The sequence below is a fragment of the Geodermatophilus ruber genome, from assembly GCF_900114385.1.
Lineage (GTDB): Bacteria > Actinomycetota > Actinomycetes > Mycobacteriales > Geodermatophilaceae > Geodermatophilus > Geodermatophilus ruber.
Genome location: NZ_FOSW01000002.1, coordinates 287,372 through 311,556, shown reverse-complemented (window position 1 = coordinate 311,556; position 24,185 = coordinate 287,372). Strand labels below are relative to the sequence as shown.

22 protein-coding genes, 2 tRNA genes and 1 riboswitch are annotated in these 24,185 nt (G+C 73.9%); of the genes, 12 read left to right on the top strand and 12 right to left on the bottom strand.

From position 1 onward, the window contains the following. Positions 1 to 33 precede the first annotated feature (33 nt). Positions 34 to 1,443 (top strand): WS/DGAT/MGAT family O-acyltransferase, encoded by a 1,410-nt coding sequence (locus BMZ50_RS04155; RefSeq protein WP_091321521.1) that lies wholly within the window; start codon positions 34 to 36, stop codon positions 1,441 to 1,443. Between the two features lie 46 nt (positions 1,444 to 1,489). Here the strand turns inward: BMZ50_RS04155 and BMZ50_RS04150 are convergent, their stop codons facing one another. Then, a complete protein-coding gene (locus BMZ50_RS04150) occupies positions 1,490 to 2,401 on the bottom strand; it encodes an alpha/beta fold hydrolase (protein WP_245753333.1) in 912 nt (303 codons plus the stop codon). Between the two features lie 220 nt (positions 2,402 to 2,621). Here BMZ50_RS04150 and BMZ50_RS04145 point away from each other — a divergent pair, with 220 nt between their 5' ends. Continuing rightward, the gene (locus BMZ50_RS04145) at positions 2,622 to 3,437 is read left to right on the top strand and encodes an esterase/lipase family protein (protein WP_091321519.1); all 816 of its coding nucleotides are present in this window, start codon (positions 2,622 to 2,624) and stop codon (positions 3,435 to 3,437) included. Positions 3,438 to 3,478: 41 nt separating this feature from the next. Here BMZ50_RS04145 and BMZ50_RS04140 read toward each other — a convergent pair. The 3 genes from BMZ50_RS04140 to BMZ50_RS04130 form a co-directional block, all read right to left on the bottom strand. Continuing rightward, a tRNA-Val gene (locus BMZ50_RS04140) sits at positions 3,479 to 3,550 on the bottom strand. Between the two features lie 152 nt (positions 3,551 to 3,702). After that, positions 3,703 to 4,164, bottom strand: a complete 462-nt coding sequence (locus BMZ50_RS04135; protein WP_091321517.1) for a peroxiredoxin — start codon at positions 4,162 to 4,164, stop codon at positions 3,703 to 3,705. Between the two features lie 58 nt (positions 4,165 to 4,222). Then, positions 4,223 to 4,648 (bottom strand): DUF3052 domain-containing protein, encoded by a 426-nt coding sequence (locus tag BMZ50_RS04130; protein WP_091321515.1) that lies wholly within the window; start codon positions 4,646 to 4,648, stop codon positions 4,223 to 4,225. 356 nt (positions 4,649 to 5,004) lie between these two features. Here BMZ50_RS04130 and aceE point away from each other — a divergent pair, with 356 nt between their 5' ends. Beyond that, a complete protein-coding gene (gene aceE / locus BMZ50_RS04125) occupies positions 5,005 to 7,812 on the top strand; it encodes a pyruvate dehydrogenase (acetyl-transferring), homodimeric type (RefSeq protein WP_091321513.1) in 2,808 nt (935 codons plus the stop codon). Positions 7,813 to 7,862: 50 nt separating this feature from the next. On the opposite strand, the gene BMZ50_RS04120 is transcribed toward aceE, so the two are convergent. Genes BMZ50_RS04120 through BMZ50_RS04110 form a run of 3 tightly spaced genes read right to left on the bottom strand, consistent with a single transcriptional unit; the run spans position 7,863 to position 10,344 of the window. Further along, the gene (locus BMZ50_RS04120; protein ID WP_091321511.1) at positions 7,863 to 9,062 is read right to left on the bottom strand and encodes a M20 metallopeptidase family protein; all 1,200 of its coding nucleotides are present in this window, start codon (positions 9,060 to 9,062) and stop codon (positions 7,863 to 7,865) included. Positions 9,063 to 9,094: 32 nt separating this feature from the next. Beyond that, entirely contained in the window at positions 9,095 to 9,649 is a 555-nt protein-coding gene (locus BMZ50_RS04115) for a pirin family protein (RefSeq protein WP_091321509.1), read from the bottom strand. Beyond that, on the bottom strand, positions 9,646 to 10,344 hold the full coding sequence (locus BMZ50_RS04110) for a phosphatase PAP2 family protein (protein WP_091321941.1): 699 nt from the start codon (positions 10,342 to 10,344) through the stop codon (positions 9,646 to 9,648). The genes BMZ50_RS04115 and BMZ50_RS04110 overlap by 4 nt, the downstream gene beginning before the upstream one ends. Before the next feature lie 61 nt (positions 10,345 to 10,405). Here BMZ50_RS04110 and BMZ50_RS04105 point away from each other — a divergent pair, with 61 nt between their 5' ends. From BMZ50_RS04105 to BMZ50_RS04080, 6 genes are all read left to right on the top strand, one after another. Then, on the top strand, positions 10,406 to 11,584 hold the full coding sequence (locus BMZ50_RS04105; protein ID WP_091321507.1) for a PucR family transcriptional regulator: 1,179 nt from the start codon (positions 10,406 to 10,408) through the stop codon (positions 11,582 to 11,584). Positions 11,585 to 11,733: 149 nt separating this feature from the next. Further along, positions 11,734 to 12,936 carry an acyltransferase domain-containing protein gene (locus BMZ50_RS04100; protein ID WP_091321939.1) on the top strand — a complete coding sequence of 401 codons (1,203 nt, stop codon included), beginning with the start codon at positions 11,734 to 11,736 and terminating at the stop codon, positions 12,934 to 12,936. Then, a complete protein-coding gene (locus BMZ50_RS04095; protein ID WP_091321505.1) occupies positions 12,933 to 13,901 on the top strand; it encodes a beta-ketoacyl-ACP synthase III in 969 nt (322 codons plus the stop codon). Before BMZ50_RS04100 ends, BMZ50_RS04095 begins: the two co-directional genes overlap by 4 nt. A 75-nt stretch (positions 13,902 to 13,976) precedes the next feature. Continuing rightward, entirely contained in the window at positions 13,977 to 14,216 is a 240-nt protein-coding gene (locus BMZ50_RS04090) for an acyl carrier protein (RefSeq protein ID WP_091321503.1), read from the top strand. Positions 14,217 to 14,266: 50 nt separating this feature from the next. Then, positions 14,267 to 15,508 carry a beta-ketoacyl-[acyl-carrier-protein] synthase family protein gene (locus BMZ50_RS04085; protein WP_091321501.1) on the top strand — a complete coding sequence of 414 codons (1,242 nt, stop codon included), beginning with the start codon at positions 14,267 to 14,269 and terminating at the stop codon, positions 15,506 to 15,508. Between the two features lie 14 nt (positions 15,509 to 15,522). Continuing rightward, positions 15,523 to 16,935, top strand: coding sequence for an acyl-CoA carboxylase subunit beta (locus tag BMZ50_RS04080; RefSeq protein ID WP_091321499.1), 1,413 nt, complete (start codon positions 15,523 to 15,525; stop codon positions 16,933 to 16,935). A gap of 178 nt (positions 16,936 to 17,113) precedes the next feature. Here BMZ50_RS04080 and BMZ50_RS04075 read toward each other — a convergent pair whose 3' ends face one another. After that, positions 17,114 to 17,614, bottom strand: coding sequence for a DUF3145 domain-containing protein (locus BMZ50_RS04075; RefSeq protein ID WP_091321497.1), 501 nt, complete (start codon positions 17,612 to 17,614; stop codon positions 17,114 to 17,116). A 351-nt stretch (positions 17,615 to 17,965) separates the two neighbouring features. After that, positions 17,966 to 18,223 carry a hypothetical protein gene (locus BMZ50_RS04070; protein WP_091321495.1) on the bottom strand — a complete coding sequence of 86 codons (258 nt, stop codon included), beginning with the start codon at positions 18,221 to 18,223 and terminating at the stop codon, positions 17,966 to 17,968. Positions 18,224 to 18,326: 103 nt separating this feature from the next. Between BMZ50_RS04070 and BMZ50_RS04065 the strand changes: the two genes are divergently transcribed. Then, positions 18,327 to 19,220: a maleylpyruvate isomerase N-terminal domain-containing protein gene (locus tag BMZ50_RS04065; protein ID WP_091321493.1), complete on the top strand. Its 894-nt coding sequence runs from the start codon at positions 18,327 to 18,329 to the stop codon at positions 19,218 to 19,220. 10 nt (positions 19,221 to 19,230) lie between these two features. Here BMZ50_RS04065 and BMZ50_RS04060 read toward each other — a convergent pair whose 3' ends face one another. Next, positions 19,231 to 20,478, bottom strand: coding sequence for a peptidoglycan DD-metalloendopeptidase family protein (locus BMZ50_RS04060; protein ID WP_091321491.1), 1,248 nt, complete (start codon positions 20,476 to 20,478; stop codon positions 19,231 to 19,233). Positions 20,479 to 20,489: 11 nt separating this feature from the next. After that, positions 20,490 to 20,652, bottom strand: a riboswitch (cyclic di-AMP (ydaO/yuaA leader). Between the two features lie 434 nt (positions 20,653 to 21,086). Between BMZ50_RS04060 and pstS the strand changes: the two genes are divergently transcribed. Together pstS and BMZ50_RS04050 are read left to right on the top strand one after the other, a co-directional pair. Next, positions 21,087 to 22,190: a phosphate ABC transporter substrate-binding protein PstS gene (gene pstS / locus BMZ50_RS04055; protein ID WP_091321489.1), complete on the top strand. Its 1,104-nt coding sequence runs from the start codon at positions 21,087 to 21,089 to the stop codon at positions 22,188 to 22,190. Positions 22,191 to 22,235: 45 nt separating this feature from the next. Then, positions 22,236 to 22,309: transfer RNA gene (locus BMZ50_RS04050), tRNA-Ile, on the top strand. 16 nt (positions 22,310 to 22,325) lie between these two features. Here BMZ50_RS04050 and BMZ50_RS04045 read toward each other — a convergent pair. Both BMZ50_RS04045 and BMZ50_RS04040 read right to left on the bottom strand, forming a co-directional pair. Continuing rightward, positions 22,326 to 23,477 (bottom strand): tyrosine-type recombinase/integrase, encoded by a 1,152-nt coding sequence (locus BMZ50_RS04045; RefSeq protein ID WP_091321487.1) that lies wholly within the window; start codon positions 23,475 to 23,477, stop codon positions 22,326 to 22,328. Positions 23,478 to 23,603: 126 nt separating this feature from the next. After that, entirely contained in the window at positions 23,604 to 23,867 is a 264-nt protein-coding gene (locus BMZ50_RS04040) for a hypothetical protein (RefSeq protein ID WP_091321485.1), read from the bottom strand. Positions 23,868 to 24,185: the final 318 nt, after the last annotated feature.

The window sequence follows — 24,185 nt, the reverse complement described above, 5'->3', positions numbered from 1 at the left end:
GCGCCATCGACGCCGAACGGTGAGGAGCTGACCGTGGACCGTCTGAGCCCGACCGACGCCGGCTTCTACTACGCCGAGAGCGAGAACACCCCGATGCACGTCGGGTCGGTCGCGGTGTTCGAGGGCCCGGCCCCGTCCTACGGCGACGTCGTCCGGCTCCTGCTGGGCAAGCTGCCGCTGGTGCCGCGGTACCGGCAACGGGTGCGCGCGGTACCGATGCAGCTGGGCCGCCCGCTGTGGGTCGATGACCCGCACTTCCAGATCCTGTACCACGTCCGGCACACCGCGGTGCCGAGCCCGGGCGGCGACGAACAGCTCCGGAACCTGGCCGGCCGGGTGCTCGGCCAGCGGCTGGACATGGCCAAGCCGCTGTGGGAGCTCTATCTGGTGGAGGGCCTGACCGGGGGCCGCTGGGCGCTCATCTCCAAGGTGCACCACTGCATGGTCGACGGCGTCGCCGGCACCGACCTGATGCAGCTCATCTTCGACCTGACCCCCGACGCCACCCACGCCGAGCCGCAGGACTGGACGCCGCAGCGCACCCCCTCGACCCTCGAGATGGTGGCCGGGGCGGTGCAGGAGACGGTCAGCCACCCGCTGCGGCGGCTCGGGCACCTCCCCAGGGTCGGCGCCGCCTCGAAGGCGTCCCGGGAGCTCCTGCGCACCGGCCGCAGCCTCGCCGCGGGCGTGCCCGACATGGCCCGGCAGCTCACCACCCCGATGGCCCGCTCCCTGAACGGCCCGATCGGCCCGCACCGGCGCTGGGCCTGGACCGCGGCGGAGTTCGACGAGCTCAAGGGCGTGCGGACGGCGCTGGGCGGCACGGTCAACGACGTCGTCCTCGCCGCGATCACGCGCGGGTTCCGCGACCTGCTCGACCGGCGCGGGACGCTGTCCGACGGTCTGGTCGTCCGTTCCATGGTCCCGGTGTCGGTGCGGCAGGCCGGCGAGCGCAACACGCTCGACAACCGCATCTCGGCGGTCTTCGTCGACCTACCGGTCGGCGAGCCCGACCCGGTCGAGCGCCTGAGCTCGATCCGCCGGCAGATGGACCGGCACAAGCAGCTCATGCAGACCGTCGACGCCCGGTCGATCATCGCCATGGGCGACTTCATGGCCCCGACGCTGCTCGCCCTCGGGGTCCGCGCCGCCCTGACCGCCGGCCAGCTGTGGTGCCAGACGGTGACCACGAACGTGCCCGGCCCGCGGGTCCCGCTCTACGTCCTGGGCCGGCGGATGTGCTCGGTGCACGCTTACGTGCCCATCGCCGGTGGCACCCGTCTCTCGATCGGGATCTTCTCCTACCTGACCACCATGACCTTCGGCATCAACGCCGACTTCGATGCCTTCCCCGACGTCGACGTGCTCGCCGAGGGCATCCGCCGCGGCGTGGACGAGCTCGCCGACGCCGCGCGCGGCCGGCCCGCCACCGCGGCGCACTGACCGGTTCGCCTGCAGGTGCGGCGGCACCCTGCAGCCCTGAGCGGGCTCAGGAGCGGGTCGCTGTCGTCCCCGGCAGCCAGTCGAGGATGTGCTTGGCCAGCAGCTCGGGGACCTGCAGCTGGGGCACGTGCCCGACTCCCGGCAGCTCCACGTACGTCCATCCCGGATGCCGGCGTGCGGTGTCCCGGGCGGCGGCCACGTCCACCAGCCGGTCCCGGTCGCCGTGCACCAGCAGGACCGGGGCACGGATGCCGCTCATCGCCCGGCGCAGCAGCCGCGGGTCGGCCAGCACCAGGAGCAGCGACCGCGCCGCGGTGAGGAACGCCCGGTCCATCCCGGCGACGTCCTGCCGCTCGTCGATGAGGTCCACCGAACGGTCGATCAGCCGGGCCGGCACGGTCGCGGGGTCGACGCCGCACAGGCGAAGCGTGTCGAGCACCGTGCCCCGGGCGCCGCGTCGCCGGCGCTCGGCGGCCAGGAACCGCTCCCCCACCCCCGGCAGCGCGTAGCAGAGGAAGTTGATGCCGACACGAGGATCGGGCAGCTGCCGCGGACCGGGCACCGCCGGGTCGACCAGCACCAGCCCGCAGACCTGCGCCTTCGACCGGGCCGCCTCGAGGATCGAGATCATGCCGCCCATCGAGTTGCCGACCAGCACCACGGGTCCGCCGGCGATCTCGCGGACGAAGCGATCGAGGACCTCCACGTTGTTGCGCACGCTTGCAACGCGGGCGCCGGGCTCGCTGCGCCCGAACCCGGGCAGGTCGAGGGCGTACACCCGGGCGTGCGGGGTGAGCAGCGGCGCCAGGAGGTCCCAGTTGAGGTGCGAGCCGCCGAGCCCGTGCACCAGCACGAGGATCGGGCCGTCGTCCGCGCCGCCGAAGTCGATGTAGTGGACCGGGCCGTCGAGGTCAGCCGTGCGGCTGCGCCCCGGCATGCCCGTGTCGTCGGTCCCCACAGATCCCCTCCCGTCGGCGTGCCGCTCCCACGCTGCCCCGGATCCGCGCGCGCCGCCAGGCGACGCCGCGGGCCCGGCGGGCGCCCGCTGCGGCTGGTGTGACGGTGGGCGCATGGCCGCTCACCGGCTGCAGCGCGTCGCACCGGTCAGGTGTGACTGTCGTCGCAGAGTGGTACCGAATGCGAGCGGCCGATGACGGCCGCGCGGCGAGGAGGACGACGTGGCACGACGGCAGGACGACGGCCTGCGGGGCGACGGCCCCACCCTCCCCCTCTACCTCACCGAGCCGGCGCGCGGCGCCGTCGACTTCGGGCTCTTCCTCGCCGCCTGGCCGCTGATCCCGGCGCTGCCGCAGGGCGACGGTCACCCGGTGCTCGTGCTGCCGGGGCTGCTGGCCGACGACGCCTCCACCCGGGTGCTGCGTGCCGTGCTGCGCCAGCTCGGGTACCGGGTGCACGGTTGGCGGCTGGGCCGCAACATCGGCCCCACCGCCGAGTGCGTGACCGGCATGCGGGATCGGATCGACGACCTCAGCGACCGCTACGGCCACCCGATCAGCCTCGTCGGGTGGAGCCTGGGCGGCATCTTCGCCCGCGATCTGGCCCGGCAGACGCCGGACTCCGTGCGCCAGGTGATCACGCTCGGCAGCCCGTTCCGGCTGGTGCGACCCAGTCAGAGCCGCGCCGTGCGGGTGTTCGAGCGCTACACGCACCTGCACGTGGGCAACCTCGAACTGCCGCTGCAGAGCGAGGCGGTGCCCCTGACCGTGCCGGCGAGCTCGATCTACTCCCACCAGGACGGCATCGTGGCGTGGCAGGCCTGCCTGGACCGGCCGGGGCCGCGGACGGAGAACATCGCCGTCCGCGCCAGCCACCTGGGGATGGGGCACAACCCGGCGGTCCTGTACGCGGTGGCCGACCGGCTCGCCCAGCCGGAGGGGTGCTGGCAGCCCTTCCGGCCGCCGGTGTTCCTCCGCCCGGCCTTTCCCCGGCCCGACGTCCCCCCGACGGCGCAGCGGGCGGCAACCGCGGCCTGACGGCGGTCCGCGCCGGCCGCCAGGAGCCGCGGACGGCGGAGTGGGCGCGGCCGGGATCGAACCGGCGACCGCTCGCTTGTAAGGCGAGAGCTCTCCCGCTGAGCTACGCGCCCCGCACACCCAGCGTAGGGGCCGGGTGGCGGATCCGGGCAGAGTGCCCGGCGCGGCGGCCCCCTCCGTGGCGTGGCCCCCTCCCTGGCATCCCCGAGCTCGCGAGGGGATCCAGGAGCGGGTCCTACTCCGAGAGGGCCCCGGGGGTCCCTTCTCAGGCGGCCAGCGTCGCCACCGCGTCCTTCCAGCCGGACTGCTGGCGGGCGTCGCCGGGCTGGTTGACCTCGCTGAACGCGATCTTCCCGTCGGCGTCGACCAGGAACGTGCCGCGCACCGCCATGCCGGCCTTGTCGTTGAACACCCCGTACGCCCGGGCGGTCTCGCCGTGCGGCCAGAAGTCCGACAGCAGCGGGAAGTCGAAGTTCTCCTGCGCCTTGAACGCCTTGAGGCTGAACACCGGGTCGGTGCTGATCGCCAGCACCCGCACGCCGGCGTCGGTGTAGGTGGTTAGCTCGTCGCGGAGCTGGCACAGCTCACCGGTGCAGATGCCGGAGAAGGCGAACGGGTAGAACACCAGCAGGACCGGGGTCCCGCGCAGATCGGAGAGGGACACGACCTGCTTGTCCTGGTCGGGCAGGCTGAACTCGGGCGCGGTGTCACCGACGGAGAGGCTCATGCGCCCGATCGTGCCCCATCGGCGCGATGTCCGGGGCGGAGGGGCGGCCCAGCGGGGGTCAACGCCGGCTGCGCGCGGTCTTCGGGCTCACCAGCCGGATGCCCGACCAGTCCTTGGCCGCGGAGATGCTGCTGGTCTGCGACAGGCCCGCGGTGGGCGCCACCTCGGCGACGTCGCTGGGCTCGACGTGGCCCGGCCGGCCCGACTTGGGCACCAGCAACCACACCACGCCCTCGTCGGCCAGGGACGTCAGGGCGTCGGTGAGGGCGTCGAAGAGATCGCCGTCGTCCTCGCGCCACCACAGCAGCACGACGTCGGCCACCTCATCGGTGTCCTCGTCGACCATCTCGCCGCCGGAGGCCTCGACGACGGCGTCGCGCAGGTCCTCGTCGACGTCCTCATCCCAGCCGAGCTCCTGCACGACCATGCCCGGCTTGATCCCCAGTCGGGCCGCCATGCCGGCGGTGCCCGAGTCGACGCTCATCCCTGCTGTTCCTCCATGGATAGTGATGCGGCTGACCGGTGAACACGATCGTGCCCTGTCCGGCGGTGACGCGCTTGGGATCGCCTCACGAGCACCCGCAGTCGCCGGGTGCATCGCAGGAACGGTGGACGACGGAGTCCGGCACGAGCAGCGGGAGCGCTCCCCCCAGCCCGGCCATGTCACCCCTCTCGTCCGAACCCCCTGGTCGGAGGCTCTCGCCGCGGCCCTCTGGACCGCTCGGCGTTGGCGGAAGCGTAGGGCATGCCTGGTCACGTGCAAGCCGTCCGAGAACGTCACTGTCTCGACATGTGGTCCCGTGCGTGACTCGGGGCAGATCGGCGGGGGACGATAGACCCATGAGCACACCGCAGCACCCGGACGGAGACCCCGTCCGCGACGCAGGCGCCCCCCGCGCGGTCATCACCAGCGGGCTGCCGAGCCAGCTGATCGACACCGACCCCGACGAGACCCAGGAGTGGGTCGACTCCCTCGACGCCGTCGTCGACCACGCCGGCCGCGGGCGTGCCCGCTACCTGATGCTGAGAATGCTGGAACGCAGCCGCGAGCAGCAGGTCGGCGTCCCGTCGCTGCGCAGCACCGATTACATCAACACCATCCCGCCCGAGCGGGAGCCCTGGTTCCCCGGCGACGAGCACGTCGAGCGACGCATCCGCGCCTACATCCGCTGGAACGCCGCGATCATGGTGCACCGGGCCCAGCGCCCCGGGATCGCGGTCGGCGGCCACATCTCCTCCTACGCGAGCTCGGCCTCGCTGTACGAGGTCGGCTTCAACCACTTCTTCCGCGGCAAGGACCACCCCGGCGGCGGCGACCAGATCTGGTTCCAGGGGCACGCCTCCCCCGGCATCTACGCCCGGGCGTTCCTCGAAGGCCGGCTCTCCCAGCAGCAGATGGACGGCTTCCGGCAGGAGGTCAGCCACCCCGGCGGCGGGCTGTCGTCCTACCCGCACCCGCGGCTCATGCCGGAGTTCTGGGAGTTCCCCACCGTCTCCATGGGCCTGGGCCCGATCAACGCGATCTACCAGGCGCGGTTCAACCGCTACCTGCACTCGCGCGGCGTCAGGGACACCTCCGACCAGCACGTCTGGGCGTTCCTGGGCGATGGCGAGATGGACGAGCCGGAGTCGCTCGGCGCGATCGGCCTGGCCGCCCGCGAGGAGCTGGACAACCTCACCTTCGTCGTCAACTGCAATCTGCAGCGGCTCGACGGCCCGGTCCGGGGCAACGGCAAGGTGATCCAGGAGCTGGAGTCGTTCTTCCGCGGCGCCGGCTGGAACGTCATCAAGGTGATCTGGGGCCGGGAGTGGGACCCGCTGCTGGCCGCCGACCGGGACGGCGCCCTGGTCAACCTCATGAACCAGACGCCCGACGGCGACTACCAGACCTACAAGGCCGAGGACGGCGCGTTCGTCCGCGAGCACTTCTTCGGGCGTGACACACGCACCCGCAAGCTCGTCGACCACATGAGCGACAAGGACATCTGGGCGCTCTCCCGCGGTGGGCACGACTACCGCAAGCTCTACGCCGCCTACAAGGCCGCCATGGAGCACAAGGGGCAGCCGACGGTCATCCTCGCCAAGACCATCAAGGGCTGGACGCTGGGCAGCCACTTCGAGGGCCGCAACTCCACCCACCAGATGAAGAAGCTGACCGCGGAGGACCTCGCCGCCTTCCGCGACCGGCTCTACCTGGACATCCCTGACGAGGCGCTGGACAAGACCCTGCCGCCCTACTACAAGCCCGGGCCCGAGTCCGACGAGATGCAGTACATGCTCGAGCGTCGCCGGCAGCTGGGCGGGGCGGTGCCGCGCCGGCGGGCGGAGTTCAAGCCGCTGAAGGCGCCGGAGGACAAGGCGTTCGACGTCCTCAAGCGCGGCTCCGGCAAGCAGGACGTGGCGACGACGATGGCGTTCGTCCGCCTGCTCAAGGAGCTGCTGAAGGACAAGGAGCTCGGCCCGCGGTTCGTGCCGATCATCCCGGACGAGGCGCGCACCTTCGGCATGGACGCCATGTTCCCGACGCAGAAGATCTACTCGCCGCACGGGCAGCGATACACGTCGGTCGACCGCGACCTGATGCTCGCCTACAAGGAGTCCGAGCAGGGCCAGATCCTGCACGAGGGCATCAACGAGGCCGGGTCGGCGGCCTCGTTCACCGCCGTCGGCAGCTCGTACGCCACGCACGGCGAGCCGATGATCCCGATCTACATCTTCTACTCGATGTTCGGGTTCCAGCGGACCGGCGACGCCTTCTGGGCGGCCGCGGACCAGATGACCCGCGGCTTCCTCCTGGGCGCCACGGCCGGGCGGACGACGCTGAACGGCGAGGGCCTGCAGCACGAGGACGGGCACTCGCTGCTGCTGGCGCACACCAACCCCGCCGTCGTCAGCTACGACCCGGCGTTCTCCTACGAGGTCGGCCACATCACCAAGGACGCCCTGCGCCGCATGTACGGCGAGGACCCGGGCGCCCCGCTGGGTGGCTCCCGAAGCCCGGACGTCATGTACTACCTGACGGTCTACAACGAGCCGTACAACCAGCCGGCCGAGCCGGAGGGCCTCGACGTCCAGGGCCTGCTCGCGGGCATGTACCTGTACGCCCCCGGCCAGGGTGACGGGCCGAAGGCGCAGGTGCTGGCCTCCGGTGTGGCGGTGCCGTGGGCGCTGCGGGCGCAGGAGCTGCTGGCGCAGGACTGGGGCGTCTCGGCCGACGTGTGGTCGGTGACCTCCTGGACCGAGCTGCGCCGGCAGGCCGACGCGGCCGACGAGTGGAACCTGCTGAACCCCGCCGAGGAGGTGCGGGTCCCGTACGTCACGCAGCGGCTGCAGGACGCCCCGGGCCCCGTCGTCGCGGTGTCGGACTGGATGCGGGCGGTCCCGGACCTGATCGCGCCCTACGTCCCCGGCGGGATGGCGACGCTGGGCACCGACGGGTTCGGCCTCTCCGACACCCGCCCGGCGCTGCGGCGGCACTTCCACGTGGACGCCGAGTCGATCGTCGTCCGCACCCTGGGCGAGCTGGCCAAGCGCGGCGAGGTCGACCGGGACGTCGTCCGGCAGGCGGTGGAGAAGTACCAGGTGCGGGACGTGCAGGCCGCGCCGGCGGACACCAGCACCGACCCGGAGCAGCAGCCCGGCGGATGACGGACCTGAGCGGAGTGGATCCGTGCCTGACGCGCACGGATCCACTCCGCTCAGCCGGCGAGCGCCCGGAGGGCCATCGCGGCGTACAGCGCGGCGCCGTCCGGCAGCACCGCCTCGTCGAACACGACCAGGTTGGAGTGGTTGCCGGCGGCAGTGGCCGGGTCCTCCCCGGGCGGGCAGGCCCCCAGGAACGCCATCGCGCCGGGGACCCGCTGCAGCACGTAGGCGAAGTCCTCGGCGCCCATCAGCGGCACCGGCTGCACCGTGCTGCGCCCGGCGCCGAGCAGCGCCGCCGCCGTCGCGCGAACCTGCTCGGCCGCCACCGCGTCGTTCACCGTCACCGGGTAGCCCTCGCGGTGCTCGACGTCGACGGTCATCTCGTGGGCCGCGGCGACGTGCGTGGCCACCCGCCGGACCGCGGCGACGAGATCGGCCCGGCGGGCGGCCGACAGCGTGCGGATCGTCCCCTCGAGGAACGCGGTGTCGGGGATGACGTTGTCGGTCGACCCCGCCGCCAGGTGCGCCACGGTGACCACCGCGGGGTCGAAGACGTCGACCCGCCGGGTCACCATCGCCTGCAGGGCCAGCACGATCTCCGCGGCGACCGGCACCGGGTCGGCCGCGGTGTGCGGCATGGAGGCGTGCCCGCCCCGCCCGCGGACGGTGATCCGCCACTGGTCGGCGGCGGCCATCATCGGCCCGGGCCGCACGCTCACCACACCGCTGGGCTGGGTCGCGAACACGTGCAGCGCGAACGCCCCGGAGACCGGCGCCGAGGGGACGGCGTCCAGCAGCCCCTCCTCGAGCATGAACCGGGCGCCGTGGAGGCCCTCCTCGCCCGGCTGCAGCATGAGCACCACCTGGCCGGCCAGCTCGTCGAGGCGCTGCGCCAGCAGCCGCGCGGCGCCCAGCAGCATCGCGGTGTGCAGGTCGTGCCCGCAGGCGTGCATCGCGCCGGGCACCTCGGAGGCGAAGGGCAGGCCGGTGTCCTCGTGCACGGGCAGGCCGTCCATGTCCGCGCGCAGCAGGTAGGTGGGGCCGGGCCGCGCGCCGCGGAGCACCCCGACCACCGAGCTGGTCGACTTCCCGACGGTGACCTCGACCGGCAGCTCGGCCAGCGCCTCCAGCACCGTCTCGTGGGTGCGCGGCAGGTGCAGCCCGATCTCCGGGTGCCGGTGCAGCCGGCGGCGCAGGTCGACGGTGCGGTCGGCGTCGGCGCGGGCGCCGGCGAGGAGCTCGGGGGTCGGCATGGCGCCCACTCTCCCGCACCGGGCGCGCCGGCTCAGCCCGACGCCCAGGCCGGCCGGATGGTGTCGAGCCGCCAGACCAGTGCGGTGCTCCCCGCCGCGCCGCGCACCGGCCCGCCGTGCTGGCGCTCCACCCGCACCCCGCCGGCGTCGGCCAGCACCAGCAGCCCGGCCGGCACCTCCAGCGGCTCATCCGCCGCGGGACGGCCGATCCAGAGCCGGGCGTCGTCCCGGTCCAGGTCCACCCAGCCGGTGGCCGCGCGGCGGACCTCGTGGCCCGGCGGCGCGTCCGGCCGCGCGCTGCGCAGGTAGGTCTGCAGCACCCGCACCCCGGCGTCCCCCGCCACCTCGTCGTGGTCCAGCCCGGTGCCCGCGCGCAGCACCGCCACGTCGCCGGCGGCCATGCGCGCGCCGTCCGCCCAGCCGTGCCGCAGCGACCCGTCGAGCACCACCGCGACGACGTCGACCGCCCGGTGGGCGTGCCGACCGTAGCCGCTGCCCGGGCTCAGCCGGTCGTCGGCCAGGCGCAGGAGCGGGCCGAGGGAGCCGTCATCCGGGTCGAGCAGGACCCGGGAGTCCAGTCCGGTCACGTCGCCGGTCCCGTCACCGTCCCGCGCAGCACCCCCCGCCCCCCGGGCAGCGCGCCGAAGGCCAGCGCGAGCGCCATCGTCCAGCCGACGCCGAGCGCCCACCCGCCCACGACGTCGGACAGGAAGTGCGCGCCCAGCCAGATCCGGGTCAGCCCCACGAGGACGACGAGGGCGATCCCGGCGACGAGGGCGCCGCGCCGGCGGACAGCCGTCAGCCGCGGCCAGACGAGGATCAGCACCACGGTGACCAGTGTGGCGATGCCGGAGGCGTGCCCGCTGGGGTAGCTCAGGCTCTCGTAGGTGGCACCGCCGTTCTCGAACGCCGGCCGCACCCGGCCGACGACCTCCTTGAGCAGCACGGTGAGCGGGCTGATGGTGACGACCGCGATCACCACCCAGCCGGCGGACCACCACGCCCGGCGGACGGCGAGCCAGACCACCACCGGCAGGCAGACCAGCACCCGGAACGCGGCCGCGCCCGGCGCGGTGAGCACCTCCAGCAGCGTGTCCAGGACGGCCGACCGGTCGTCACCGGCGTACAGCGCGGAGCTCACCGCATCGTCGAGGCGGGCCTGGGGGCCGAAGCCGACGAGCACGCCGGCCCCGAGCACCGCGAGGACGGCGAGCGCGACGACGACCGCGGTCAGCGCGCGGGTCCGCGTGCTGAGCGCCCTGTTCCCCCGGAGCACGTCCACCACCCCACTCTCCCCCCGCGACGCGCGTTCCATCGTCGGTAGCGCGTGACATGGTTGCGGTGTGCCCAGCCAGGGAAACCGCCCCCCGCCCTCCGCGGCAACCCTGCGCCGGCTGGAGCGGGCCTCGGGCTCGCTGGCTACCCGCGCCGTCTCCCGGATGGACGACGAGCTGCCCTGGTTCCGCGCGATGCCCGCCGACCAGCGCTCGTGGGTGATGCTCGTCGCCCAGGCCGGCATCGCCTCCCTGGTCGAGTGGTGCCGCAACCCCTCGCGCCCGCCGCGGCTCACCGGCGAGGTGTTCGGCGCCGCTCCGCGCGAGCTGGTCCGGGTCGTGCCGCTCAAGCACACCGTGGACCTGATCAAGGTCACCATGGAGGTGATGGACGACTTCGTGGAGTCCGTCGCCGAGCCCGGGGACGCCGACGCCCTGCGCATGGCGGTGCTGCAGTTCAGCCGCGAGGTCGCCTTCGCCACCGCGCACGTCTACGCCAGCTTCGCCGAGAGCCGCGGCGCCTGGGACGCCCGGCTGGAGGCCCTGGTGGTCGACGCGCTGGTGCGCGGCGAGCGCTCGGAGGAGCTGCCCGGCCGGGCCTCCGCGCTGGGCTGGGCCGCGATGAGCCCCGTCGCGGTGCTCGTCGGCGCCGCCCCCGCCGCCGGTGACGTGCACGCCGCCGCCCGCCGGGCCGCGCGGCAGATGCGCAGCGAGGTCCTGGTCGGCGTGCACGCCGACCAGCTGGTCGTCGTCCTCGGCGGGTCGGCGGACCTGGAGGCCGTGGCCGAGCGGGTCAGCGACGAGTTCGGTCCCGGGCCGGTGGTGCTGGGCCCGGTCGTCGACGCGCTGAGCCGGGCGGGTGAGTCGGCCACCGCCGCGCTCGCCGGGCTGCGTGCCGTTCGCGCGTGGCCGGGCGCCCCCCGGCCGGTGCCGGCCGACGCGCTACTGCCCGAGCGGGCGCTGGACGGCGACCCTGCGGCGCGGGCGGCGCTGCAGGAGCGCGTCGCCCTGCCGCTGCAGACCGCCGGCGGCGAGGTGCTGGAGACGGTGCGCGCGGTGCTGGCCAGCGGCGGCAACCTGGAAGCCAGCGCCCGGGTGCTGTTCGTGCACCCGAACACCGTCCGGTACCGGCTCAAGCGGGCCGCCGAGCTGACCGGGATGTCGGCCACCGACCCGCGCGGGGGCTGGACGCTGCAGGTCGCCCTGGTCCTCGCCGAGCTCCACCAGGACCGCTCCCTCTGGCACTGACCCGCAGCACATGAGTGGTTCCCACCACGCGGTCCCGCGCTTTGGCCCCGGAAACTCGGATGTTTTGTAGGAACCCACCAAAGATCACCGGTGTGCTTTCGTCCCGCTCGCCATCCGTGGACCGACCGGATCTTTGACACCGTGTGGGCGTGCTGGCCATCCTCGCCCCCGGACAGGGGGCGCAGAAGCCCGGGATGCTGACCGACTGGCTCGAGCTCCCCGGCGCCGAGCCCTTCTTCCGCTGGGCCGGCGCGATCGCCGACGCCGACCTCCTCTCGCTGGGCACGAGCGGCGACGCCGAGGCCATCAAGGACACCGCGGTCACCCAGCCGCTGGTGGTCGCGATGAGCCTGTTCGTCGCTCGCGAGCTCGGCGGCCTGCCCGGCCCCGTGGCGCACACCCCGCACGCCGGCCGCGACGTCGTCATCACCGGCCACAGCGTCGGAGAGCTCACCGCCGCCGCCCTCGCGGGCGTGCTGAGCGTCGAGGCCGCGATCGCGCTGACCGCCGTCCGCGGGCGGGCGATGGCCGCGGCGTGCGCGCAGATCCCGACCGGGATGTCCGCCGTCCTCGGCGGCGACCCCGCGGAGGTCACCACGGCGCTGGAGAAGCACGGCCTGACGCCGGCCAACATGAACGGGGGCGGCCAGGTGGTCGCCGCCGGCCCGCTCGACGGCTTGGCAGCGCTGAAGGCCGACCCGCCGGCGAAGGCCCGGATCATGCCGCTGTCGGTGGCCGGTGCGTTCCACACCGACTACATGGCCTCGGCCCGCGCCGAGCTGGAGGGGCTGGTCGGCGGTCTGCGGCCGGCCGCCCCGAGCCGCCTGCTGCTCTCCAACGCCGACGGCGCCGCGGTGACCACCGGTGCCGAAGCACTGGCCCGGCTGGTCAGCCAGGTCACCAGCCCGGTGCGGTTCGACGCCTGCCTGGCCACGCTGCGCGAGCTGGGCGTGACCGCCGCGATCGAGCTGCCCCCGGCCGGCGCGCTGGCCGGGCTGGCGAAGCGGGAGTGGAAGGGCTCGGGGATCGAGATCCTCACCCTCACCGGTCCGGCCGACCTCGACCGTGCGCGCGAGCTGATCGCCGCCGAGCGCGGCCGCGCCGAGGCCCAGCACCTGCCCGACTGGCGGGTCGTCGTCGCCCCGGCGCGCGGCACGGTCAGCCCGGCCGACGTCCCGGAGGGCACACGCCTGCCCGCGGGCACCCCACTGGGCTGCATCCGCGGCCGCCGCGAGGAGGTCAACGTCTCCGCCGGCTACGACGGGGTACTGGCCGAGTGGCTCGTACACGAGGGCGATCTTGTCGACGCCGGTGACCCGATCGCCCGTCTCTACCCGGAGGTTGCGGAGTGACGACCATCCAGCTCAAGCAGGGCGCGCCGGGGGCGCGCATCCTGGGCCTGGGCGGCTACCGCCCGCGCCGACGGGTGACCAACGACGAGCTCGCGCAGACGATGGACACCAGCGACGAGTGGATCCAGGCCCGGGTCGGCATCGCCGAGCGGCGGTGGGCCTCCGACGACGAGACCCTCGTCGAGATGGCCGTCGCCGCCGGCGGCAAGGCCCTGGCCGCCAGCGGGCTCGACCCCGACCAGGTCGACCTGGTCATCGTCGCCAGCGCCAGCCTCCGCGCCCCCATCCCCGGCATCGGCCCCCAGGTGGCCCACCGCCTGGGCATCCCCCGGCCGGGCGCGTTCGACCTCAACGCCGGCTGCGCCGGCTTCTGCTACGCCCTGGGGGTGGCCTCCGACGCCATCCGCGCCGGGTCGGCCCGCTACGCGCTGGTCGTCGGCGCCGAGCGGCTCACCGACGTCACCGACCTGACCGACCGCTCGACCGCGGTGATCTTCGCCGACGGTGCCGGGGCCGCCGTCGTCGGCCCGGCCGACGAGCCGGCCATCGGGCCGGTCGTGTGGGGCAGCGACGGCGACCAGCACACCGCGATCGAGATCGCCGCGGGCAGCTCGACGATGACGATGGCCGGCCAGGCGGTCTACCGCTGGGCCACCACCAAGCTCACCGACACCCTCGTCGAAGCGATGGAGTCCGCCGGTGTCGGCCCCGCCGACATCGACGTCTTCGCCCCCCACCAGGCCAACCTGCGCATCGTCGAGTCGATGACCAAGCGGCTCGGCTTCGGCGAGGACACGGTGGTCGCCCGCGACATCGTCCAGTCCGGCAACACCTCCGCCGCCTCCGTCCCGCTGGCGCTGACCGCGCTGCTCGAGTCCGGCGAGGCGAAGAGCGGCGACCTGGCCCTGGTGCTCGGCTACGGCGCCGGGCTCACCTTCGCCGGCCAGGTGTTGCGCCTGCCCTGACGGGCACTCCCCAGTCCCCCGGGCCACAGGGGCCCGACGGCGGGATCCCCCGCCCACCCGAGAGAGAGGACCCGCGTGAGCCAGGACATCCAGACCGGTCTGGCCGAGATCCTGGAGGAGGTCGCCGGGGTCGCCCCCGCCGACGCCACTCCGGAGAAGTCGTTCACGGAGGACCTCGACGTCGACTCGCTGTCGATGGTCGAGATCGCCACCGCCGTCGAGGACAAGTTCGGCGTCGCGATCCCCGACGACGAGCTCGGCAACATCAAGACCGTCGGCGACGCCATCAGCTACATCCAGAAGAACCAGGGCTGACTCACACCCGGCTGCCCGGCCCCCGGCCGCACGTCCCAGGAGGAATCGTCATGAGCACGTCGAACGGCGACGTCGTCGTCACCGGCCTCGGTGCCACCACACCGCTCGGTGGCGACGTCGCCAGCACGTGGGACGCACTGCTGGCCGGGCGGTCGGGGGTCAGCCGGATCACCGACGACTGGATCAAGGACTTCCCGGCCCAGCTCGTCGCCCGGCTGACCGACGACCCGGCCGAGAAGCTCGACCGCGTCCGCGCCCGCCGGCTCGACCGCAGCCAGCAGGTCGCCGTGGTCGCCGCCGAGGAGGCGTGGCGGGAGTCCGGCGTCGCCGACTCCGGGGTCGCCCCGGAGCGGATCGCCGTCGTCTTCGGCACCGGCATCGGCGGCGCGCTGACCCTGCTCGGCCAGGACGACGTCCTGGAGGAGAAGGGGCCCAAGCGGGTCTCCCCCTTCACCATCCCGATGCTGATGCCCAACGGCCCAGCCGCCGCGGTCGGCCTGGCCATCGGCGCCAAGGGCGGCGTGCACGCCCCGGTCAGCGCCTGCGCGTCCGGCGCCGAGGCGATCCGCTGGGGGCTGGACCTGCTGCGCTTCGACCGCGCCGACGTCGTCCTGGTGGGCGGCGCCGAGGCCTGCGTGCACCCGCTGCCCATGGCCGGCTTCGCCTCGATGCGGGCGATGAGCACCCGCAACGACGAGCCCGAGCGCGCCTCCCGCCCGTTCGACAAGGCCCGCGACGGCTTCGTCCTCGGCGAGGGCGCGGCCGCCCTGGTGCTCGAGCGCGCCGACGCGGCGAAGGCCCGCGGCGCCCGCGTGCACGCCCGGCTGGCCGGGGCCGGTGGCACCGCCGACGGCTACGACCTGGTGGCCCCGCACCCGGAGGGCGAGGGCGCCGGCCGGGCGATCGCCGCGGCGCTGCGCGACGCCGGCCTCACCCCCGCCGACATCGGCCACGTCAACGCGCACGCCACCTCGACCCCGGTCGGTGACACCGCCGAGGCCGCGGCGATCCGCAACACGATCGGTGAGCACGCGCTGGTCACGGCCACCAAGAGCCAGACCGGGCACCTGCTCGGCGCGGCCGGTGCGCTGGAGTCGATCTTCACCGTGCTCGCCCTGCGCGAGCAGATCGTGCCGGCGACGGCCAACCTCGACGACCCGGACGACGACGCGGCCGTCCAGGCCCTCGACATCGTGCGCCGCGAGCCGCGGCGCACCTCGCTCACCGCCGCGGTCAACGACTCCTTCGGCTTCGGCGGCCACAACATCGCGCTGGTGTTCACCACCGCCTGAGGTCCGGAGGGCCCGTGACAACCGTCCACGCCGCACCCGCTCCCGTCAGCTCCGACCCGCGCGACCCCGAGGACCGCCTGCAGCGGTTCTTCGACGCGGACTCGATGTCCCTGCTGCTGCCGCGCGACTCCTCGGGGGTCGTGGCGGCCCGCGGCACGGTGTCGGGCAGCCCGGCGGTCGCGTTCTGCACCGACGCCACCGTGATGGGCGGCGCCATGGGGCTCGACGGCTGCCGGCACATCGTCGACGCCATCGACACCGCGCTGCGCGAGCGGGTGCCGGTCGTGGGCATCTGGCACTCCGGCGGCGCCCGGCTGGCCGAGGGCGTCACGGCGCTGCACGCGGTCGGCGAGGTGTTCGAGGCGATGGTCCGCGCCTCGGGGCGGGTGCCGCAGATCTCCGTGGTGCTCGGCCCGGCCGCCGGTGGTGCCGCGTACGGCCCCGCGCTCACCGACCTGGTGATCATGGGACCGGCCGGTCGGGTGTTCGTCACCGGCCCCGACGTCGTCCGGTCGGTCACCGGCGAGGACGTCGACCAGGAGAAGCTGGGCGGACCGGACACCCACGGCCGGCGCAGCGGCGTCGTCCACGTGGTCACCGACTCCGAGCAGGAGGCCCTGGAGACCGCGCGGACGACCGTCGACCTGCTCGCCGCCCAGGGCGCCTTCGCCCCGGCCGAGGACGAGGCCGACGTCGACCTGCGCGCCCTGCTGCCCGAGCAGCCGCAGCGCGCCTACGACGTCAAGCCGCTGATCGCCGCCGTCCTCGACGGGCCGGGGCTCGAACTGCACCCGCGGTTCGCGCCGAACATCGTCACCACCCTGGGCCGGATCGCCGGGCGCACCGTCGGCGTGATCGCCAACAACCCGCTGCGGCTGGGCGGCTGCCTGGACTCCGCCTCGGCCGAGAAGGCCGCCCGCTTCGTGCGGATGTGCGACGCGTTCGGCGTTCCGCTGGTCGTGCTGGTCGACGTCCCCGGCTACCTGCCCGGCGTGGGCCAGGAGTGGGACGGCGTGGTGCGCCGCGGGGCCAAGCTGCTGCACGCCTTCGCCGAGGCGGTCGTCCCCCGGGTGACGCTGGTGACCCGCAAGTCGTACGGGGGCGCCTACATCGCGATGAACTCCCGCTCGCTGGGGGCGACGGCGGTGTTCGCCTGGCCGGGTGCCGAGGTCGCCGTCATGGGGGCCAAGGCGGCGGTGGGCATCCTGCACCGCAAGAAGCTGGCCGCCGTCCCGCCCGGGGAGCGCGAGGCGCTGCACGCGCAGCTGGCCGCCGAGCACGAGCGGATCGCCGGCGGTGTGAACAGGGCGCTGGAGATCGGCGTGGTCGACGAGGTGGTGGAGCCGTCGCGGACCAAGCGCCGGCTGGTGGCGGCCCTCGCCGCGGCGCCGCCCGGCCGCGGGGCGCACGGCAACATCCCGCTCTGAGAAAGGACCCCGCGCCCCCCACCGCTCGCACGCTCGCGGCGGGTCCCTACGCGGGGCCGCTCCAGTACGTCACCACGAGAAAAGTCGTCCGGACGCCGCTTCCCCGACGGCGTCCGGACGACCGGCTTCAGCCTACGACGAGGGCGGGCGACGCCCCGGCCTGGCGTGGCCGGAGGATCTAGACGACCTGGTGCAGCCAGGTGATCGGGCTGCCGTCACCTGCGTGGCGGTAGACCTCCAGGTCGGCGTCCCAGGCCGCGCCGAGGAGCTCGTCCACCCCGTGCCGGAACGCCTCGATGGAGGTCGCGGTGGCGGCGAGGTGGCGGAGCTGCTGCTCGGTGACGATGAGATCCCCGTTGGCGCTCGTGGGGGCGCGGTAGACACCGTGCCCGGGCACGTAGGACATGCGCTCGCCATCGTTGCCGTGGCTGGCTTCCTCGGTGACCTCGAAGCGCAGCATCGGCCACGCGCGCAGCGCAGCAACGAGCTTGGCGCCCGTCCCGGGAGCACCGGTCCAGGCGACCTCGGCACGGTAGGAACCGTGCGCCGCGGGCTGGTCGGCCCACGACAGGGAGACCGGCGCGCCGACGACGCGTTCGAGCGCCCACTCGACGTGCTGGCAGAGCGCCTTCGGGCAGGCATGCACGAAGACGACACCCTGGGTAGACCGTCGCTGCACGAGGCACCTCCATCGACTCGATCGGTCTCGTCTTCCCCAACGGACGATCGATTCGGTGACAGGGCGTGTTCAACGGTTTCGGACCAGGGGTCCCGGGAACAGTGTGCACGATGGTCCCCCCTTCGCGCCAGTGCGGATGGGGCGGTTGGGTCACATGTGACTGAAGGTCACGAAACTGACCACTATGCGCTGGTCAGCGGCCTATACCACGGCGACGGGACCGTCGTCCAACCCGGCGTGGGCCGCGCCCGCGACCCGTCGTCCGGCCGCCCACGGAGAGCTGCGGGGCGCCGTCGCGCACGCTCGCCCGCCGGGACAGGCCGTCACACAGGGTAGCCGACGACCGGCCGGTCAGCCGCCCAGCGTGGCCTGCAGGTCCTCCCGCGGCACGACCCGGGTCGCGCGGAAGGGCAACCCCTCGGCCCCCGCTTCCTCGAGCCACTCCACCTCGACGATCTGCCCCGCCCGCAGGGCCGCACTGCCCTCGCCGTGGACGACGGCGGCCGGCACCCAGCACCCGCCGGGCAGGTCGTAGGCCTCGACGATGGCCCCGTTGCGCGCGTCGTCCCAGCGGATCACCGTGCCCTGCGCCGTCCCGCTCCGTGTCATGCGACCAGGTTCGGCAGCCGAGCCGCCGGGGACAAGACGCGGCCGCACGCGATGCGATCCGGGTCACGCCTGGCGGCGCGGGGGCCGGGGTAGGGCCGGCTCCATGACGCGTTCGCGGGGGATGGCCGACGCCGGGCGTGACGTGGTGGGCCCGATGGTGCTCGACGCGTGGGAGGCCTTCCTCGGGCAGGCCGAGTCGGTGGACCTGGACCGGCCCACGCGGCTGCCCGGCTGGCGGATCAAGGAGATCTGCCTGCACCTGGGCTGCTGGGAGGAGAACACCGCTCTGGCCGCCCTGATCGCCTCGGCCCGCACCGGCGGAACCGGCACCCCGCCGGACGTCGACGCGGTCAACGCGCGCGTGATCGCCGCCCACCGCGACGCCTCCCGCGAGGAGGTCCTGGCCGGGCTGCGGCGCGGCCGGGACACCACCGCGCGGTACCTGACGGAGGAACCGGTAGAGCTGGACACTGCCCCGGCCGTGACCGTCGTCGGCCGGCTACCGCTGCTGAGCGCCGTCCTGGGGCAGGCCTACGAGCTGGCCGTCCACGGGCTGGACCTGGCCGACAGCGGCGCGCCCCCGGCGCCCGCTCCGGTGCTCCGGTCCGGCCTGGCCGCCCTGGCCGACGTGACCGGCGCGCTGGCGGCGTCCTGCGGCATCGCGGGGGGCGCGACCCTCGCGACGCCGGACGGCGGCTGGGCCTTCGCCGCGGACGGTGAGGGGTGGACGGTGCGCCCGACCCCGCCCGGGCGCCCGGCCGGGACCGCCGTGGAGGGACCGGCCGACGTGCTGCTGGAGGCGGCGTCGGGTCGGATCAACCCGGTGGCCGCGCTGGCCCGGCGGCGGCTGAAGGTGCACGAGCTGGGTGGGCTGCTCACCCTGGCCCCGATCGTGCAGGTCGCCCCAGGAATCCCCGGTGGACCGATCCTCCAGCTCGCCGCCCGGACCCTGGGCAGCGCGGGCGGCGTGCTCGGCCGCCTGCGCGGCCGGCGCTGAGCGGGTCTGCTCAGCAGGCGCCCCCGAGCGAGATGCCGTGCTCGGTGAGCCACGGCACCGGGTTCACGCGGTTCTTGTACAGGCCCCCCTGGTGCACCTCGAAGTGCAGGTGCGGTCCGGTGGACTGACCGCGATTGCCGACCTCGGCGATCTGCTGACCAGCCGTGACGACGTCGCCGGCGCCGACGAAGGACTGGTTGACGTGCCCGTAGAGGGTGATCTGCCCGTCTGCGTGCTGCACGGCGACGGCGAGGCCGAAGCCGCTGGCCGGGCCGGACTGCAGGACCACGCCGTCGGCGGGGACGTGGATCGGCGTGCCGATGGGGGCGGCGATGTCGACGCCGCTGTGCATGGTGCCCCAGCGAGGGCCGTAGCAGGAGCTGACCCGGCCGTCCGCGAGCTTGCCGGCGGAGCCCTGCAGGGTGGCCACCGCGGGCCGCTCGGCCTGCTCGGCCTGCTGGGCCTGCCGCTGCCAGGCGGCCTGGGCGTCGGCGACGCCCTGGGCGGCCAGCATGCGCTCGCCCGCCTGCCGGAGCTGCTCCTCGAGGTCGGCCTTCTCCGCGGCGCGGGCGTCGAACTCGGCCTGGGCCGCGGCGAGGTGGGCGTTGGCGGCGGCCTCGGCCTCGTCGGCAGCGCGCGCGGACTCGTCGAGCCGGACGACGGCGTCCCGCGCGGCGCGGTCGGCCTCCTCCACCCGCTGCTCGACGGAGAGGAACGCGCTGAGCCGCTCGGCACGGTGGTCCCCGATGACCTCCATGGTCGCGGCCCGCTCCAGCAGCTGCGTCGGGCTCCGGGCGTCGAGCAGCAGCTCGATGTCGCCGTACCCCTCGTCACCGCCCATGTAGACCTCCCGCCCCAGCGCGGCGATGTCCTTCTCGGCGCGGGCGACGTCGGCCTGGGCGGTGGCGAGCTCGGCGGCGGTGCGCTCGGCCTCGGCCTGAGCGGTCGCGAGCTCGGCGCGGGCGACCAGCGCGGCGTCGGCGGCCGCCTCGGCCTCCACGGTCATCCGCTGGAGCTGCTCTTCGGCCTTCTTGACCAGGTCCTGGATGCGGGTGACCTCGGCGGCGAGCCGCTGCTGCTCCGAGGCGGCGGAGGCCGGAGCGGCCGGGGTGCCGGGCGCGGCGGCCGCGGCGGGCGCGCCGGCCAGGAGACCGGCCGCGGCCACGGCGGCGACCAGCGTGCGGCGGGGTGCGCTCAGGCGACCGGGGCGCTTCGTCGTACGGGTGTGCAGGTGGTTCCGGCGGTGCAGGGTCGCCAACGCGACTGTTCTCCCATCCTCGCGACCGCCTACCGAGTTAGCTGACGGGTTCGGGCCGGACGGCGCCCTACCTGCCTGCACCCGGAGGAGCGCAGGCAGGACTCACCCCAGGAAAACGGTGGGTCCCCGGTCCGCCTCGACCCAGGGGCGTCGGCGGTTCGGCGGGATCCGGCCGAGGCTCCTCGGTTGTCGAGGAGCAGAGCCCGGCAGAACCACTCGAAAACTACTACGGAACAGGGTCTTGAGTCACGATCGGATAACACGCTCCGCGAGTCTTCTTGCGCATAGAGCCACCCCTCCACTACGGGGCGTCATTGCACCGGTGCAGCTGGTGAGGCCGGTCGATCGCCGGCGTCGCGCGCCGGACCCGCCGCCGACCTGCACACACCGGTCCCCTACCTACGACACACCTTGTATCCACCGCCCCGCACACACCGGAGGTTGGTGACAATCCGTCCGGAAGAGATCCGTAACACCCTGAGGCGACATCCGGTGGCCCTCCGGGGCAGGCGCCCGCCCCGGCCGCGCCCCCGTGGCGGGCCGGCCCTAGGGTCGACGGAGCGATCCTGCCCGGCGGCTCAGGCCGGGTCCGACCACGGAAGGCGCGTGTGACTGCCCGGAGAAAGGTGGCCGCCGCGGCCGGTGCCGTCGTCGTGGCCGGCGCAGCCGCGGTGGTGGCGACCTATGTGCCGCCGAACGAACGGATCCAGGGTGGTACCGCCGGCGAGCAGCTCGCCGGCGACCTCGTGGGGGCCGGCGCGAGCAGCCAGCAGGCGGCCATGCAGGGGTGGCAGGCCGGCTACGCCGGCGCCCAGCCGGGGGTGAGCCTCAGCTACGACCCGGTCGGCTCCGGGGGCGGACGCGAGCAGTTCCTCGCCGGCGGCATCGCCTTCGCCGGCTCCGATGCCGCGCTCGACGAGGAGGAGCTCGCGCAGGCCACCGAGCGGTGCGGGCCGGCCGGGGTCTTCGAGCTGCCGAACTACATCTCGCCGATCGCCGTCGTCTACAACCTGGACGGCGTCGACGAGCTGCACCTCTCCCCCGAGACGCTGGCCCGCGTCTTCGACCAGCAGATCACCGTCTGGAACGACCCCGCGGTGGCCGCCGACAACCCGGGCGTGGACCTGCCGGCCGTGGCCATCACCCCTGTCAACCGCAGCGACGAGTCCGGGACAACGGAGAACTTCACCGAGTACCTGGCCGCCGCCGGCAGCGAGGCGTGGCCGCACGAACCCGACGGCGACTGGCCGCGGGAGGGCGGCGAGGCCGCGCAGGGCAACTCCGGCGTGGTCGCCGCGGTCGCCGCAGGCAACGGCACCATCGGCTACGCCGACCTCAGCCAGGCCAGGGACCTCGGCGTGGCGGCCATCGGCGTCGGCGAGGAGTTCGTGCTGCCGACGTCGGAGGCCGCCGCGGCCGTCGTCGAGAACTCGAAGACCCTCGAGGGTCGCGGGGAGTACGACTTCGCCATCGAGCTGAACCGCAACACGACCGGCTCGGGGCAGTACCCGATCGTGCTGGTCAGCTACCACATCGGCTGCGTCGAGTACGCCGAGCAGCTGACCGCCGACCTGGTCCGGTCCTTCATGGGGTACGTGATCAGCGAGGACGGCCAGGAGGCCGCGGCCGAGGTGGCCGGCTCCGCGCCGATCTCGGCAGCGCTGCGCGAACAGGCGCAGACGGCGGTGGACGCGATCACCGGCGCCGGCTGACGCCCCCTGCTGCCGGGGTAGGCCGTCTGGCAGGCTGGACGGCGCGGGGCGGTAGCTCAGCCGGTCAGAGCATGGGACTCATAATCCCTGGGTCGTGGGTTCGAGCCCCACCCGCCCCACCGGTGTTCCCGCTGGTCAGCGGCCTGTTGGCACCGGGTCAAGATCGGTGATCTTGTCCCGCGCCCACAAGACGCCCACAGGATGCGCCGCGGTGTGGGCGTCGTGGGCGGCGTCCATGCGTTCGGCGAGGGCGCCGAGGTCGTCGTCGAAGAGGCCGGAGTAGACGTCCAGGGTCATCGCCGCGGAGGCGTGCCCGAGCATCCGCTGCACTGCTTTGACGTTCGCGCCGCTCGCCACGAGGAGGCTCGCGGCGGTGTGCCGGAGGTCGTGGGGACTGAGATCCTCCAGTCCCGCTGCAGTAGCGGCCGGGTCGAAGACCCGGCGCCGGAAGTTGCCGGACCTGAGGACGCCGCCCTCGGGTGAGGTCAGCACGAGGTCGTCGGCGCGCTTGCCGGCGCACCGCCGCGACAGCGGCTCGAGGAGCACTGCAGGAATGGGGACGGTCCGCTGCTGGTGCGTCTTCGGGCTCCCGAACTGCACCACTCCCCCAACCTCCGTGGCGCTTTCGGCGACGGTCAGCCGCTTGCGGAGGAAGTCGATCCGGCGGACCCGCAGGGCAGCCAGCTCGCCGAAGCGCAGCCCGGTGTAGGCCAGCAGACGGACGACGTCGCCGTACTCCCCGGCCGCGTCCGCGAGCTGCTCGATCTGGTCGCGGGTGAGGAACCGTGGCTCGGCCCGCAGCGCCCTCGGCAGTGGGACGCCCGTGGCCGGGTTACGCGGGATCCGGCCGTCACGGACGGCCAGCGTCAGGACGAGCGCGAGCACGCGGTGGGCCTGCCTGGCGGTGGCCGGCGCCAGACCTCGAGCGCTCATGTCGGCCACCCAGGCGGCGACGTCGGCGTGGCTGACGTCCGCCAGCCGATGCCGCCCCCAGCGCGGCAGGATCTGCGAGCGCAACAGCGACCGATAGCGGTACGCGGTGCTCGGCTTGAGGCCGGTCTGGGCGGCGAGCCACTGCTCCGCCCACGCCTCCACGGTGACCCGGCCCCGCTCCGGCGCGGTCCAGGTCTGGGTGACGAGAGCGGACGTCTGTTCGTCGAGCCAGTGCTGGGCGTCGACCTTGCGCTTGTAGCGCTTCTCGTGTTGCCGACCGCCGGCATCGCGGTATCGAGCTCGGTAGCGCCTGGTGCCGTCACTGATGACGATGACGGAGATCGTCCCGGCCATGCGCGGACGATGCCCACGCTAATGTCCCTGGGTCAAGGCCGCATGGGGATACGAACGCGTCGGGCACATGGGTGCTCTCCGGGATACCGGGCGGGCTAGGTGTAGTGCCCACGGACGTTCTTGACGTCAGTTCCGGCTGGACCACGCTTCTTTCGACTGCTCCGGCACGGACATGAGGGCGTTCTTGTACACCCCTATCGGAATGATCCCGGCAGGATGCACCTCGACGACGACGCGCACCCTCAAGCGCTCGCGGAGGACGGGTGTCGCCTCGCGGCTGAACGTGGTGTAAAGCAGTTCGCCCTCTGCGCCCTCGACCCAGTCGACCTGTGCTCCGGTGTTCGGGTCGATGAGTTCGACGAGGACGTCCCGGCCCGCGGTGAAGTGCATGCCGGCGCCGGCCTCGCACTCCCCCAGGCACCGGAGATCACTTCCCCCAGGCCCATGACCCCGCTGACCCGGGTGGCGCCCCAGCTCTCCATGACCGCGGCCCGGATCTCCGGTTTGTCCCATACCGGGCTCGCCTCCGGCAACCACCGTCCGCACGCCCCGAGTGGGGGCCGGCTTGCCGAGCAGCTCGGTGAGCTTGCCGGCGAAGAAGGTGCTGGTGGGCGAGCTATCGCGAGTCACCGCGCTGGGCGGCTGCTAGCAGATGCCGCGACGCTATGGAGTGAGTTGTGCCGTGCTCCGGGGGTCTAGTGGGGCGCC

Coding starts and splice junctions, on each gene's coding strand:
- BMZ50_RS04045 (WP_091321487.1), bottom strand. CDS start 23,477: ATGGCCGGGACGATCTCCGTCATCGTCATCAGTGACGGCACCAGGCGC.
- aceE (WP_091321513.1), top strand. CDS start 5,005: ATGAGCACACCGCAGCACCCGGACGGAGACCCCGTCCGCGACGCAGGC.
- BMZ50_RS04085 (WP_091321501.1), top strand. CDS start 14,267: ATGAGCACGTCGAACGGCGACGTCGTCGTCACCGGCCTCGGTGCCACC.
- BMZ50_RS04065 (WP_091321493.1), top strand. CDS start 18,327: ATGACGCGTTCGCGGGGGATGGCCGACGCCGGGCGTGACGTGGTGGGC.
- BMZ50_RS04040 (WP_091321485.1), bottom strand. CDS start 23,867: ATGCACTTCACCGCGGGCCGGGACGTCCTCGTCGAACTCATCGACCCG.
- BMZ50_RS04120 (WP_091321511.1), bottom strand. CDS start 9,062: ATGCCGACCCCCGAGCTCCTCGCCGGCGCCCGCGCCGACGCCGACCGC.
- BMZ50_RS04135 (WP_091321517.1), bottom strand. CDS start 4,164: ATGAGCCTCTCCGTCGGTGACACCGCGCCCGAGTTCAGCCTGCCCGAC.
- BMZ50_RS04130 (WP_091321515.1), bottom strand. CDS start 4,648: ATGAGCGTCGACTCGGGCACCGCCGGCATGGCGGCCCGACTGGGGATC.
- BMZ50_RS04070 (WP_091321495.1), bottom strand. CDS start 18,223: ATGACACGGAGCGGGACGGCGCAGGGCACGGTGATCCGCTGGGACGAC.